Source organism: Thermomonospora cellulosilytica, assembly GCF_014138835.1.
GTDB lineage: Bacteria > Actinomycetota > Actinomycetes > Streptosporangiales > Streptosporangiaceae > Thermomonospora > Thermomonospora amylolytica.
The window spans coordinates 4,501,128-4,514,135 of sequence record NZ_JACJII010000001.1; the positions used below are offsets into that span (position 1 = coordinate 4,501,128).

The window sequence follows — 13,008 nt, forward strand, 5'->3', positions numbered from 1 at the left end:
CGGCCGCCATACGACACCTGCCCGGAAAAATTCTCCGGAGACACGCGCTCCCGCTCCTGCGAACCGGTCGACGCGGGATCGACCTGCGAGGATGCGCTCGGCTTGGCGTAGCCTCCGCAGAGGGGGTCCGCCTCAGGGAAGGGGCTGCCGATGACTCAGCACCGGCATCCGCTGTTCGCCCGCTTCTACGTCCGTACCGGCCCGATGCTGGAACGCCGTGTCGGTGAGCACCGGCGTGCTCTGCTGGCCGGACTGGCCGGGCGGGTGATCGAGGTCGGGGCGGGCGCCGGAGCCAACTTCGCCCACTATCCGCCCGGGGTCACCGGCGTGCTGGCCGTCGAGCCCGAGCCGTACCTGCGGCGCGTCGCCGAGGAGGCCGCGGGGCGGGCGCCCGTGCCCGTCGAGGTCGTCGACGGGGTCGCCGAGCGGCTCCCCGCCGAGGACGGCTCCTGTGACGCCGCCGTCGTCTCGCTGGTGCTGTGCAGCGTCGCCGACCCCGCCGCCGCGCTGGCGGAGATGCGGCGCGTGCTGCGCCCGGACGGGCAACTGCGGTTCTTCGAGCACGTCGCCGCCGACACCCCCGGCCGCCGCCGGGTCCAGCGCCTCCTGGACGCCACCGTGTGGCCGCTGCTGGGCGGCGGCTGCCACACCGCCCGCGACACCGCCGCGGCCATCGAGCAGGCCGGATTCACCCTGGCCCGCCTGCGGCGGCTGGAGCCGGCCGACACCGGCATACCCTTCCCGACCGCCCCGCAGATCCTCGGCATCGCCACCGCGCCCGCAGAACGCCCCTGACCTTGCGTCCGGTACGGAGATCGGCAGCAGAACCGCAGGCGGTCCCGCGACTCCGCGAGCGCTCGGGCGGTGCGTTCCCGGTCATCCGATGCGGAGCCGGTCCTGCTGCCCGCCACGTCCTGAGCCGTCCGTTATGACGCGTCGTCCGGTCCGGGGACGATCGCCGGACGGGACGGTGCCCGGCGTTCGGGTCAGGCAGGAATGGGCGCGGGGAGGGCGAACAGGCCGGACAGGCGGGTGAGGGCTTCGGGGACCACCCGGTAGTAGACCCAGGTGCCGCCCCGACCTGGACATGCTGCGAGATCCGCCTCGACCTCGACCGGCCACTCCGGTGACACCGCCGCCCCGGCGGCCCGGAGGGTTCCGGGCGACGGCGTACGTCCCCCGGCTCCATGTACGGTGACGAGAGCCGTATGAGGGACCAGGACGAGGCGCGCGTGCGCGGCGGGGGAGGGGACGTCGATGGCCAGCCGTATCACTGAGCTGGTGCTGGACTGCCATGATCCGGAGAAACTCGCCGGTTTCTGGTGCGAGGTGCTGGGCTTCGTCGTGCTGGGGCGAGAGGGCGACGACATCGAGATCGGTCCCCGGGAGGGGTTCGGCGGCCTTCAGCCCACTCTTGTGCTCAGCCGGACCGACGAGCCCAAGAACGGCAAGCTGCGCCTGCACTTCGACCTCAACAGCACCGACCGGGATCAGGAGGCCGAACTCGAACGCCTCCTTGCCGCGGGAGCGCGGCTCGTCGACATCGGCCAGAGCGGCGAGGAGTCCTGGCACGTCCTCGCCGATCCCGAGGGCAACGAGTTCTGCCTGCTCCGGGCACGCGTCTCCTAGCGGGGGAGCGCCACCCGGGAGCGCGCGGCCGATCCGCGTCGCGAGGATGTGCGCGAGCCGTCGCGGCGGGACGCGGTGCGGGCGTCGGAAGAGGCGGTGGGGACGGGCACCCCACTGGGCGTACGGGCCCCGGTGATGCGGACGAGCTCGCCGTCGCCGGGCCGCACGCGGGTGCTGTGCGGGGTGATGCCGGCGGCGGACATCAGCCGTTCCATCTCGCGGCGCTGGCCGGGCAGCACGAGGGTGACGACGGTGCCGGAACGTCCGGCCCGGGCGGTGCGGCCGCCCCGGTGGAGATAGTCCTTGTGGTCGGCGGGCGGGTCCACGTTGACGACCAGGTCGAGGTCGTCCACATGGATGCCGCGGGCGGCGACGTTCGTGGCGACCAGCACGGTGACGTCGCCCGCGTGGAACGCCTCCAGCGTGCGGTTGCGCTGGGACTGGGTCCTGCCGCCGTGCAGCGCGGCGGCGCGCACGCCGCTGGAGCGCAGCCTGCGGGCGAGCCGGTCGGCGGCGTGCTTCATGCCGACGAACATGATGACCCGGCCGTCCCGGGCGGCGATGTGCGCGGCCGCGTCCTGCTTGTCGGACTCGGCGACGTGCAGCAGATGGTGCTCCATGGTGGTCACCGCCCCGGCGGGCGGATCGACCGAGTGGGTGAGCGGGTCGTTCAGGAACCTGCGGACCAGCCGGTCGACGCCGCGGTCCAGGGTGGCGGAGAACAGCATCCGCTGACCCTCCGCCGGGACCTGGTCGAGCAGCCCGGTGACCTGGGGGAGGAAGCCCATGTCGGCCATCTGGTCGGCCTCGTCCAGGACGGTGACGTCCACCCGGCTCAGGTCGCAGTCGCCGCGGTCGATCAGGTCGGCGAGCCGGCCGGGCGTGGCGATCACGACCTCCGCGCCGTGCCGCAGCGCGTTCGCCTGACGGGACAGGGACAGCCCGCCGACCACCGTGGTCAGCCGCAGCCGCACCGCGTCCGCGTAGGGGGTGAGCGCGTCGGTGACCTGCTGCGCCAGTTCCCGGGTGGGAACGAGCACCAGCGCCAGGGGCTGCCGCGGCCGGGCGCGCCGGCCCGCGGTGCGGGCGAGCAGCGCCAGCCCGAACGCGAGGGTCTTGCCGGAGCCGGTGCGTCCGCGGCCGAGGACGTCCCGTCCGCGCAGCGTGTCCGGCAGGGTCGCCGCCTGGATGGGGAACGGGGTCGTGACGCCCTGGTTCCGCAGTGCCGTCAGCAGGGCCTGCGGCAGGTCCAGGTCGCGGAACGCCGAGACGGGGGATGACGGGGAGGGCGCGCCGTGGGCCGGCCGTCCGTCACCGGGCGGCCGATGAGCACGGCCGGTCTGGGTGTCGGACCGGGACGAACGGTCATGGCGCGGACGGATGGTGCGGGACATGGAAATGCCTTCCTCGGGAGGTACGTCGAGGAGCACTTCGCTGCACACAACCGGCCGGCCGCATGACCGGGCGAAGAATTCTCAAGAACGGACCAGGGAGATGACGGGCGGCGGATGCGCCGCCGGTCGCGTCGATACGGCCGACGCGGGCCTTGGACGCCGAACGCGATGTCACGCGTACCGGCGGGGAAATGACGGAACGAGGGTGGCGGGGCGCCGTGGGAACGGACCGGACGGCCCGGTCCCGCGGCGCCCCGCGCGCCGGGCGTCAGGCGGGGACGATGTTCTCCGCCTGCAGGCCCTTCGGGCCCTGGGTGACGTCGAACGACACCTGCTGGCCCTCCCGGAGCTCCCGGTAGCCCTGGGTGGCGATGTTGGTGTGGTGCGCGAAGACGTCGTCGCCTCCGCCGTCCTGCGCGATGAAACCGAAGCCCTTTTCGGCGTTGAACCACTTCACGGTGCCGGTGGCCATATCCGTCTCCTTTGGATCGATTCCCGTCCCGCACCTTGCGGGCCGGGGCGCCGCGATGACCCCATCAGGAAGATCCAGGAAACAAAAATGCGCCTGGGCTGAGCCGGCAGGCGCACATCGAGAAATCCATGGGAACCGCAACTGCCGTCCACCGTAACACGGCGACGCCCCGGCCGCCACAACCGCCCGAGGCGGGCGACGCGACCCCCGGTCGTCCGCGTTCCGGGATGAACGAGGACGACCGGGGTCGCGGAGACCTACCGGGTTGACCCGGGGTGCAGCGGCCCTGAGCCGGGGGGATCAGAGGGCGGGGCGGCTGCGGGGGAGGCCGAGGCGGCGTTCGGCGATGATGTCGCGGAGGATCTCGCTGGCCCCGCCGTAGATGGTGGTGACGACGGCGTTGCGGAAGCCGTGTTCGAACGCGCCGCCGGCGGGGGCGCCCGGGGCCTCCGGGGCCAGCACGCCTTCGGCCCCCAGGATGTCGAGGGCTTCGGCGTAGTGCCGGTTGCCGGCCTCGCTCCAGAAGAGCTTGCGCATCGACCCCTCGGGGCCCGGCACCCCGCCCTTGGCGGCGTGCCAGTTCATCCAGTGGCTCAGCAGCCGGGAGACCTCCTCCTCGACGGCGATCCTGCCGATCCGCTCGGCGACCAGCGGGTCGTCCAGAACGGCGGTGCCGTCGGGACGGCGCGCCCCGCGCGCCCAGGCGGCGAGGTCGTCGGCCACCGTCCGCTCGACCGAGGTGGGGCTGGAGACGCCCCGCTCGTACACCAGGGCCACCCGCATGACGTTCCAGCCCTGGTCGACCTCGCCGATCAGGGCGTCGTGGGGGACGCGCACGTCGGTGTAGAAGGTCGCGTTGGTGACCTGGCCGCCGAGCGTGCGGATCGGCTGGAGCTCGAACCCGGGGGCGTCCGTCGGCACGAGGAACAGCGACAGCCCCCTGTGCTTGGGAGCGTCCGGATCGGTGCGGGCCAGGACGAAGACGTGGCTGCACACCTGCGCCGTGCTGGTGAACATCTTCTGGCCGTTGATCACCCACTCGGCCCCGTCCCGTACGGCGGTCGTCTTGGCCGCCGCCACGTCCGAGCCGGAGTCCGGCTCGCTGTACCCGAGGGCGACCAGCAGCTCGCCGCGCAGCGCGGCGGGGATGTAGCGGCGCTTCTGCTCCTGCGTGCCGATGTGATCGATGGTGTGGAGCACCATGGTCGTCGTCGCCCACCCGTCGAAGTGCAGCCCCATCCGGGCGCACTCGTCGAAGACGGCGCGGGCGAAGTCGGGGTCGACGTCGCCGCCGCCGTACTCCGGCGCCCAGCCGGCGGCCAGCAGCCCGTCGCGCGCCAGCAGCGCGTGCAGCTCCATCGTCTGGTGGCAGCCGCTGCGGTGCTGCTCGCCGACCCACTCCGGCCGTACGTTGGCCTTCACCCAGGCGCGCGCCGCCTCGCGGTGCTCGGCCAGGTCGTCGGACTCCCAGAAGTCCATCGTCATCCCTCCGTCACGTCGAACAGGCGGTGCGGCAGCTCCGCGTAGGCGGCCCGCCGGTCACCGGCCACCAGCGGCCACGCCTTGGCGCGCCGGAAGTAGAGCTGGACGTCGTACTCGAGGGTGTAGCCGTAGCCGCCGTGGAAGTGCAGGCTGTCGGACGCCGTCTTGACGGCGGTCTCCGACGCGAACAGCAGCGACATCGTGGCCAGCGTTCCGGCGGACGGCAGCCCGGCGTCGTGCGCCCACGCGGCCTTGTAGGCGAGCAGCCGGGCGCCCTCGAGGGCGGTCGCGTTGTCGGCCAGCCGGTGCTGGACCGTCTGGAAACCGGCGATGGGAACGCCGAAGGCCCGGCGTTCCAGGACGTAGTCGATGCCGAGTTCCAGCGCCCTGGACGCGATCCCGACGAGCGCCGCGCCGGTCAGCAGCTCCCAGTGCCGCACCGCGCGGCGGTGGGCGGCGACGGCCTGCGCGCCCCTGGCCAGCACGGTCACCTCGCCCGAGTCCAGGCGGCAGTCCGCGATCGGCATCGCGCCGAGGTTGGGAACGGCCTCGGCCGGACCGCCGGTCGTGCGGACGGCGAGGAGCTCCTCGCCGCGCAGCACGACGACCAGGTCCGCCACCGCGCCGGCCGGGACCAGCCGGGCGACGTCCCCGGCGGCCGGGTGCAACGCCGTCGTGGCCAGCAGCTCACCGGCGACGGCGGCCGACGCCGCCTCGCCGGGCAGCGACGCGAGCAGGGCGGTGGCGACCGCGGCCTCGATCAGCGGCACGGGCGCCAGCGACCGCCCCACGAGCTCGGCGGCGATGGCGAGCTCCACGAACCCGGAGCCGCCTCCGCCGCGCTCCTCGGGGACGGCGATCGCCGGGAGGCCCAGCCCGACCACCTTGCGCCACAGGGCGGCGTCGAACCCCAGGGGCTCCGCGGCCCGGACGACCTCAGGAGGCGACTCCTTGTCGAAGAACTCGCGCAGGGCGCCGCGCAGGGCTTCCTGATCGTCGGTGAGGTCCAGGTTCACGGAGGGCCACCTTCGCAGCGTCGTCCGGCGGTGGTCACGCCCGAGCCGCCCCGGCCGTACGTGCCGGGAACGCCTTCGACAATGGCGATCACTCTGGACGATAATGATATTTTCATCTAGTGACAACCATCATCTCGTAAGGTCGTCGTCCCCTGGGTTGCGAGGGACGGGATGCCGGTACGGGTGGTCCGGATGCGCTCCGGTGTCGGTCATGAGCCTGCCGTTCCGGCTGGGAATACTTGATTGCCGTCCGCAGAGAAGGTAGTTTCCAGACACCGAGAGGACGCTGGATGCGGTTCCGGACACGGCGGCGGCCCGGCGCGGGGCGCCCCCGGCCGTGTCCGGGCGGACGGAGGAAGGGCGGCCCGGGCCGCCGCACCGACCCGCACCACGACGACACGATCGGATCATTCACGGCCGGCGGACACTCGCGTTGCGGTGTCGAAGGGAGCGGTGCAGACGGTGGACGACTTCGAAGGGCTCGACTTCTTCCGCGGTGACGAGCTCGTCACGGATCCGTACCCGTACTTCGAGGCGCTGCGCGGGCGGTGCCCCGTACGGCGCGAACGCCACCACGGCGTGATGATGGTGACGGGGTACGACGAGGCGGTCCAGGTGTTCAACGACACCGAGACGTTCTCCTCGTGCGTCTCTGTGACCGGCCCGTTCCCCGGCTTCCCGGTCCCGCTCGAGGGCGACGACGTGACCGAGCTGATCGAGCGGCACCGCGACGAACTCCCGATGAGCGACCAGCTCCCGACGCTCGACCCGCCCGAGCACACCCGGCACCGCGCGCTGCTGATGAAGCTGATCACGCCCCGGCGCCTGAAGGAGAACGAGGCGTCGATGTGGCAGGTCGCCGACCGGCTGCTGGACGACTTCCTGGCCGGCGGCGAGGGCGAGTTCATCGGCGGCTTCGCCGGGCCGTTCACCCTGCTGGTCATCGCCGACCTGCTCGGCGTGCCGGAGGAGGACCGCGCGGAGTTCGTCGAGGTGCTCCACCACCGGCCGCGGTCGCAGGCCGGCGTCGGGAGCACCGGCGAGGACTCGCTGGCGCACTCCCCGCTGGAGTTCCTGTACGGGAGGTTCACCGGCTACATCGAGGACCGCCGCCGCGAGCCCCGTGACGACGTGCTCACCGGCCTGGCCGCCGCGACGTTCCCCGACGGCTCGACCCCCGAGGTCATCGACGTCGTGCGGGTGGCCGCCAACCTCTTCGCGGCCGGTCAGGAGACCACCGTCCGGCTGCTGTCCTCCGGGCTCAAGATCCTCGCCGAGCGCCCCGACCTGCAGGCGCTGGTGCGCGCCGAGCGCGACCGCCTGCCCAACTTCATCGAGGAGACGCTGCGGACCGAGAGCCCGATCAAGGGCGACTTCCGGCTGTCGCGCGTGCCGACCACGGTGGGCGGGGTCGACATCCCCGCGGGCACCACGGTGATGGTGCTGAACGGGGCCGCCAACCGCGACCCGCGCCATTTCGAGGACCCGGCGACGTTCGACATCGACCGCAGGAACGCCCGCCACCACATCGCGTTCGGGCGCGGCATCCACACCTGCCCCGGCGCGCCCCTGGCCCGGGCCGAGGCGCGGGTGGCCTTCACCCGGCTGCTGGACCGCACCGCCGACATCAGGCTGGACGAGCGCGTGCACGGCCCCGCCGACGCCCGCCGCTTCAGCTACCTCCCGACCTACATCCTGCGGGGACTGACCCACCTGAACCTGCAGTTCACGCCCGCGGAGGCCGCGGGGGACGCGGAGGACGAGGTCCGATGAAGGTCACCGTCGACGAGGACCGCTGCCGGGGCCACGGCGTCTGCTGCGCGCTGTGCCCGGAGGTCTTCGACCTGAGCGACGACGGCTACGCGGTGGTGCTGACCCCCGAGGTCCCCGCCGAGTTCGAGGAGGCGGTCCGCACCGCCGTCCGCCAGTGCCCCGAACGCGCCATCACCGAGACCTGACGTCGCCGTGCCGGGCCCGGGGACCGTCCGCCAGAGCCCTCCGGCGGACGGTCCCCGCTTTCCCGGCCGGGAACGCTAGGACCCGCCGCCGGCCTGGCCGTGGCGGGGAACGATCATCATGCCGAAGTCCGAGGTGGCCACCAGCCCGCCCGCGTCGTCGGTGACCTTGCACTCGACGGTGATGAGACGGCCGCCGACCTTGAGGACCTCGGCACGCGCGTACACCCGGTCGCCCTTGGCACGTGCCAAGTACCGGACGTGCAGGTCCACGGTCACCAGGGAGTGGGTGGTCGTGTCCAGCCCGCCGGCGTTGGCGGCGGCCGTGCCGGCGGCCTGGTCGATCAGCGTGGCGATGGCCCCGCCGTGCAGCCGCCCCGAGCTGTTGAACGCCTGGGCGCCGTTCGGCATGGAGACCACCGCGTGCCGGGGACTCATCTCGACCAGCCGCAGATCCAGCAGCGCGCTCAGCGGCGACGCCTGGAACATCGAGCGGATGTGCTCGCGCTGGTCCTCCGGGAGTTCGGCGACGCGCATCGTGTCGTCCCGCAGTTCGGCGGCGTCGCTCACCGGTGACCCCTCCCACGGACCGGAACGGCACGGACCGCGTGCAGCATATCCACCCGCTCCCCCAGAACGCCCCAGCCCCACCGCCCACGACGAACCGGACATGCCTCAGGCGATGAGGTCCTCCAGAGGGGTGCCGGTGGCGCACAGCGGGTAGTTCTGCGGGGGCCACAGGGTGTTGTCGAGGTCGGCGACCGCCTCCAGGGCGAGCCCGTGATCCTTTGCGAGGGTGGCGGCGTTCCGGCCCAGCATGAGCAGGGCCCCGATGGCCATGGGAACGGCTTGAGCGTCGTGGAGCGCGGACAACGTGGCCCGCACGGCGGAACCGGCGTTGATCACGTCGTCGACCACGGCCACACGGCGGCCGTTCACCGCGAACTCCGGTGGCAGGCGGTACCGGGCGGAGTAGAGGGCGCCGGCCTGCGGAACCGCGATGCGCTCGGTGTAACAGAATTCGGCGTCGAGTTCGAGGGCGACCATCTGCGCGACGAACGCGCCGCCGCTGAGGGGACCGCAGACCACCTCCACGTCATGCGCGGCGAGCCGTCGCGCCAACGAGCCGATCGCCGGTCGCAGCCGGGCCGGCCGGCGGAACAGCGCATCGACCTCGAGCCACAGATCCCCGTGATGCCCGGACTCCAGACGGAAGTGCCCCCGGCGCGCACCGATCATCGACAACGGCTCGTCCCTCATGCCCGCAGTCTCCCACCATGATCGGAACGAGAGGCGTACATGTACCGGACCTCCGCCGCCGTGGGCTTTCGCCGGTGCTCCAGTTTCTCCCTGCGGCGCCGTTCTGCGAAGACGCGCAGTTCGGCGAGCCATGCGTTCCGGCTCAGTTCCAACATGTCCAGGCCCGCAGCAATGCCTTCTCGTCGCTACGGAGGGCGCCCGCGGTGCTCAGATAAGACCAGGTGGCGTTGAATCCGAGCGGACGGTAGCAGCCCACCGCGCACCGCAGGGAGGTGTAGCGCCTGCCGTAGGGGAGGGCGCGGTCACGCACGGCTTGGGCATAGGGGTGGAAGCTCACCCGGTGAGCATCTCACCGTGCATCGCGCGTTCGGCCGCGAGCACGGCGGGCTGGGACGGCCCGCCATGCTCGCGGTTGCGGGGTCCTGCCCGGCGGGGTGTGCTCCAGGCTTCGGTCAGCGGGTGCGGGCGACCTCGGCGGCGATGGCGCGCATGGCGGGCAGGGTCTCGGCCTCGTTGACGTTCAGGCCGGTGGTGCGGACGATGACGACCCTGTGGCGGGTGGAGACGTAGATCTTCTGGTCGAAGGCTCCGGCGGCGTAGAAGCCCTCGCCAGGGTCGATCCACCAGTGCAGGCCGTAGGTGGGGCTGACGCCCGTCGGCGTGGTGACCTTGGCGACCCAGGCCCGGGGGACGACCTGGCGGCCCGCGACGGCGCCGCGGTCGAGCATCAGCCTGCCGAAGCGGGCGTAGTCGCGGACGGTGGCGTAGAAGCAGCAGTAGCCCATGCCGTTGCCGTTGGAGTCGTTGCCGACGTAGGCGTCGGCGGCCATGCCGGCGGGACCCCAGATCTTCTTCTGGACGTACCGGTGGAAGGGCATGCCGGTGGCCCGTTGCAGGACGAGGGCCAGCACGGCGCTGTTGAGGCTGTTGTAGCTGAACCGGGTGCCCGGCTCCCAGCCGCGCCGGGCGGCGGCCGCCATCTGCAGGGTGCTCTGGGCGCCCAGGCTCGCCGACAGGTGCAGCGGGACGTTGTCGGGGACCTCGTTCCACGCGATGCCCGACGACATCCGCAGCAGGTTCCGCAGCGAGACGTTCCCGTAGGCGGAGTTCCCCAGCTCGGGGACGTACCTGCCGACCGTGTCGTCCAGCGAACGGATTCTCCCCTCGTCCAGGGCGATCCCGATCGCGTCGGCGGTGAAGGACTTGGCCATCGACCAGGACTGGAACAGCGAGTGGCGGGTGAAGCCCCACGCGTACCACTCGTTGACGATCTTGTCGCCGTCCAGGACGACGAACCCCTGGGCGGTGCGGTTCAGGTAGTCCTGCAGGGTGCGGGTCCGGCCGTTCACCGTGTAACTGACGTTCAGCTTCCGGGGCGCGCTGACCAGCGTCATCGGCCGGGAGGACGCCCGCAGCGGGTCGAAGCCGGGAAGCACCGAGTACGGCCAATTGGCGTCCACGGCCGCAGCGGCGGGGGAGTGGACCGGGGCGGCCTGCGCGGCGGGGACGGAGAGGGCGAGCGTCAGGGCGGTGGCCATGGCCACGGGCAGCACTCTGGGGGGCATGGGGGCGCTCCTGGGGGTGGGAACGGAGGGGCCGTTCCGGCGACGACGAGGGGATGCGGGGTGCGGGGCCGGTCAACCGGGTGCGAACAGGACGGACACGACGGGCATGACAGCTCCTTCGCGCAGGCGGCTCCCGCCGCACGGGCCGCCGACCACCTACTTACGACGTAAGTTCCTGGGCGGAACCTAACATGATCGGCTTGGCTCGGACAGCCCCTCGTGCACGGCCGGACACGGTGGGGCGCCGGTCACCGAGCCCGAACCGACCGATGAACGGCTCTCGCCCCGCGGCGGCGTCAGCCCACGTGGACGACGGGGCGGCGTTTGACGTCGGGTTCGGCCTGGCGGAGGATCTCGCGGGTGAGCGGGGGGATGTCGCCGCCGCCGAGGACCAGGTAGCGCAGCAGGGCGCCGATCGGGTTGCCCTCGGCCCAGTGGAAGTAGACGTGCGGCAGCCTTCCGGTCTCGTCCCGCACGTGCAGCAGGATCGCGGCGATCGCGTTGGAGACGCTGGGGCTCTCGGCCTTCAGGATGCGGTAGCCGTGCCGTTCCTCGGCGGTGACGCGCAGTTCGCTCTCGAACTGCGAGGCGTCGGAGATGGTGATCTCCAGGAAGATCGGCGTCTCGGTGCTGCGCAGGCGGTGCAGTTCCCAGGCCTCGCGGGCCTTGTCGATGTACTCGCCCTGGTCGCGGCTGTCGGGCTCGTTGGCGATGAACCGGATGTCGCCCACCTCGCCGAGGATCCGGCGGGCCTCGTCGGACAGGGTGACGGAGGTGACGCGCAGTTCGGTGGACCGGGTGGCGCGGGAGATCAGCGAGGTCACCACGATCGCCGTGCTGAACAGGATCGCGATCACCAGGCCGTCGGGCCGTTCGACGATGTTGGCCACCATCGCGTACCCCAGCACCGCCGAGACCAGGCCGAACGCGAGGGCGGCCCGGCGCTGCCGGCGGACCGCGGCGGCCAGCGTGGCGGCGACCGCGGCGGACAGGATCAACGCCAGCACCCCGGTGGCGTAGGCGCCGCCCTGGGCCTCGACCTCGGCGCCGAACGCCAGGGTGATCGTGAACGAGACCGCGGTGAAGATCAGCACCAGCGGCCGGGTGGCCCGCGTCCAGTCCGGCGCCATCCCGTAGCGGGGCAGGTAGCGCGGAACGATGTTGATCAGCCCGGCCATCGCCGAGGCCCCGGCGAACCACAGGATGGCGACGGTCGACAGGTCGTAGGCGGTGCCGAACCAGTCGCCGAGGTGCTCGTGGGCCAGATACGCCAGCGCCCGCCCGTTGGCCTCGCCGCCCTCCTCGAACTCCTCCGCCGGGATCAGCACCGTGGTGGCGAAGCTGGAGGTGATCAGGAAGACGCTCATGATCAGCGCCGCCGTGGTCAGCAGCCGCCGCGCCCCCCGGATGCGCTCCGCGACATCGCCCTTGATCAGCGGCATCACCGCCACGCCGGTCTCGAAGCCGGACAGCCCCAGCGCCAGCTTGGGCATCACCAGCAGCGAGACCGCCACCATCGCCAGCGGGCCGGAGTGGTCGGCGCTCAGCACGTTCCGCCAGTCGGTCACCGCCTGCGGCTCACCGGCGACGTGGACGAGGGCCGTGCCGACGACGACGGCGTTCAGCGCCAGGTAGACCGCCACCAGCACCACCGCGATCGAGATCGCCTCGCTGAACCCGACCAGGAAGATCGCTCCCAGCGCCGCGATCAGCAGCAGCGTCACCGGCACCTGCCACCCGGCGAGCCCTTCGGGGACGAACGGGTTGTGCAGGACGTGCGCGGTGGCGTCGGCGGCCGACAGGGTGATCGTCACGATGAACGCCGTCGCGACGAAGCCGAGCAGGAACAGCACCAGCAGCTTGCCGCGCCAGCCGGGCAGCAGGCGCTCCAGCATCGACAGCGACCCCAGCCCGTGCGGGCTCTGCCGGGCCACCGACCGGTAGACCGGCAGCGCGCCGAACAGCGTCAGCGCCACCAGCAGCAGCGTCGCGACCGGGCTGAGCGCGCCGGCGACCAGCGCCGCGATGCCCGGCTGGTAGCCCAGGGTGGAGAAGTAGTCCACGCCCGTCAGGCACATCACCTGCCACCAGCGGTGCTGCCGGTGCGTCACCTGCTCGTGCTCGGCGCCGCCGCGATGGTGCGGCCCGTGCCTGTGCCCCGGCCGATGCAGTCCCTGCAGCAGCCATCGCCGCACCGCGCCCCCGGACGACGGTCGCACCGACGTGCTCATCCAC

13 protein-coding genes are annotated in these 13,008 nt (G+C 72.3%); 4 read left to right on the top strand and 9 right to left on the bottom strand.

Annotated elements, in window-relative coordinates:
* Positions 1 to 150 precede the first annotated feature (150 nt).
* Positions 151 to 795: a class I SAM-dependent methyltransferase gene (locus HNR21_RS21135; RefSeq protein WP_182706551.1), complete on the top strand. Its 645-nt coding sequence runs from the start codon at positions 151 to 153 to the stop codon at positions 793 to 795.
* Between the two features lie 462 nt (positions 796 to 1,257).
* Positions 1,258 to 1,629, top strand: coding sequence for a VOC family protein (locus tag HNR21_RS21140; protein WP_182706552.1), 372 nt, complete (start codon positions 1,258 to 1,260; stop codon positions 1,627 to 1,629).
* Here HNR21_RS21140 and HNR21_RS21145 read toward each other — a convergent pair.
* The 4 genes from HNR21_RS21145 to HNR21_RS21160 all read right to left on the bottom strand — a co-directional run bounded on the left by HNR21_RS21145 (position 1,626) and on the right by HNR21_RS21160 (position 5,993).
* Complete coding sequence (locus HNR21_RS21145) at positions 1,626 to 3,023, bottom strand: DEAD/DEAH box helicase (RefSeq protein WP_182706553.1); 1,398 nt, start codon at positions 3,021 to 3,023, stop codon at positions 1,626 to 1,628. The two genes, HNR21_RS21140 and HNR21_RS21145, sit on opposite strands and share 4 nt — an antisense overlap.
* A 268-nt stretch (positions 3,024 to 3,291) precedes the next feature.
* Positions 3,292 to 3,495 carry a cold-shock protein gene (locus tag HNR21_RS21150; RefSeq protein ID WP_119730245.1) on the bottom strand — a complete coding sequence of 68 codons (204 nt, stop codon included), beginning with the start codon at positions 3,493 to 3,495 and terminating at the stop codon, positions 3,292 to 3,294.
* A 300-nt stretch (positions 3,496 to 3,795) separates the two neighbouring features.
* Positions 3,796 to 4,974, bottom strand: a complete 1,179-nt coding sequence (locus HNR21_RS21155; protein ID WP_182706554.1) for an acyl-CoA dehydrogenase family protein — start codon at positions 4,972 to 4,974, stop codon at positions 3,796 to 3,798.
* Between the two features lie 2 nt (positions 4,975 to 4,976).
* Positions 4,977 to 5,993: an acyl-CoA dehydrogenase family protein gene (locus HNR21_RS21160; RefSeq protein WP_182706555.1), complete on the bottom strand. Its 1,017-nt coding sequence runs from the start codon at positions 5,991 to 5,993 to the stop codon at positions 4,977 to 4,979.
* Positions 5,994 to 6,455: 462 nt separating this feature from the next.
* Between HNR21_RS21160 and HNR21_RS21165 the strand changes: the two genes are divergently transcribed.
* Together HNR21_RS21165 and HNR21_RS21170 are read left to right on the top strand one after the other, a co-directional pair.
* A complete protein-coding gene (locus HNR21_RS21165; RefSeq protein WP_182706556.1) occupies positions 6,456 to 7,766 on the top strand; it encodes a cytochrome P450 in 1,311 nt (436 codons plus the stop codon).
* The gene (locus tag HNR21_RS21170; protein WP_182706557.1) at positions 7,763 to 7,951 is read left to right on the top strand and encodes a ferredoxin; all 189 of its coding nucleotides are present in this window, start codon (positions 7,763 to 7,765) and stop codon (positions 7,949 to 7,951) included. Before HNR21_RS21165 ends, HNR21_RS21170 begins: the two co-directional genes overlap by 4 nt.
* Before the next feature lie 75 nt (positions 7,952 to 8,026).
* Here the strand turns inward: HNR21_RS21170 and HNR21_RS21175 are convergent, their stop codons facing one another.
* The 5 genes from HNR21_RS21175 to HNR21_RS21195 all read right to left on the bottom strand — a co-directional run bounded on the left by HNR21_RS21175 (position 8,027) and on the right by HNR21_RS21195 (position 13,004).
* Complete coding sequence (locus HNR21_RS21175; RefSeq protein ID WP_182706558.1) at positions 8,027 to 8,518, bottom strand: PaaI family thioesterase; 492 nt, start codon at positions 8,516 to 8,518, stop codon at positions 8,027 to 8,029.
* Between the two features lie 105 nt (positions 8,519 to 8,623).
* Positions 8,624 to 9,208: an orotate phosphoribosyltransferase gene (locus HNR21_RS21180; RefSeq protein ID WP_182706559.1), complete on the bottom strand. Its 585-nt coding sequence runs from the start codon at positions 9,206 to 9,208 to the stop codon at positions 8,624 to 8,626.
* Between the two features lie 142 nt (positions 9,209 to 9,350).
* On the bottom strand, positions 9,351 to 9,518 hold the full coding sequence (locus tag HNR21_RS21185) for a hypothetical protein (protein WP_182706560.1): 168 nt from the start codon (positions 9,516 to 9,518) through the stop codon (positions 9,351 to 9,353).
* A 142-nt stretch (positions 9,519 to 9,660) separates the two neighbouring features.
* Entirely contained in the window at positions 9,661 to 10,773 is a 1,113-nt protein-coding gene (locus tag HNR21_RS21190) for a serine hydrolase domain-containing protein (RefSeq protein ID WP_182706561.1), read from the bottom strand.
* A gap of 296 nt (positions 10,774 to 11,069) precedes the next feature.
* Positions 11,070 to 13,004, bottom strand: coding sequence for an APC family permease (locus tag HNR21_RS21195; protein ID WP_220500235.1), 1,935 nt, complete (start codon positions 13,002 to 13,004; stop codon positions 11,070 to 11,072).
* Between the last annotated feature and the right edge of the window lie 4 nt (positions 13,005 to 13,008).

What these genes read in the sequence shown, in the direction of transcription:
- HNR21_RS21135 (WP_182706551.1), top strand. Translation starts at nt 151, where the DNA reads ATGACTCAGCACCGGCATCCGCTGTTCGCCCGCTTCTACGTCCGTACC.
- HNR21_RS21140 (WP_182706552.1), top strand. Translation starts at nt 1,258, where the DNA reads ATGGCCAGCCGTATCACTGAGCTGGTGCTGGACTGCCATGATCCGGAG.
- HNR21_RS21145 (WP_182706553.1), bottom strand. Translation starts at nt 3,023, where the DNA reads ATGTCCCGCACCATCCGTCCGCGCCATGACCGTTCGTCCCGGTCCGAC.
- HNR21_RS21150 (WP_119730245.1), bottom strand. Translation starts at nt 3,495, where the DNA reads ATGGCCACCGGCACCGTGAAGTGGTTCAACGCCGAAAAGGGCTTCGGT.
- HNR21_RS21155 (WP_182706554.1), bottom strand. Translation starts at nt 4,974, where the DNA reads ATGGACTTCTGGGAGTCCGACGACCTGGCCGAGCACCGCGAGGCGGCG.
- HNR21_RS21170 (WP_182706557.1), top strand. Translation starts at nt 7,763, where the DNA reads ATGAAGGTCACCGTCGACGAGGACCGCTGCCGGGGCCACGGCGTCTGC.
- HNR21_RS21180 (WP_182706559.1), bottom strand. Translation starts at nt 9,208, where the DNA reads ATGAGGGACGAGCCGTTGTCGATGATCGGTGCGCGCCGGGGGCACTTC.
- HNR21_RS21190 (WP_182706561.1), bottom strand. Translation starts at nt 10,773, where the DNA reads ATGCCCCCCAGAGTGCTGCCCGTGGCCATGGCCACCGCCCTGACGCTC.
- HNR21_RS21195 (WP_220500235.1), bottom strand. Translation starts at nt 13,004, where the DNA reads ATGAGCACGTCGGTGCGACCGTCGTCCGGGGGCGCGGTGCGGCGATGG.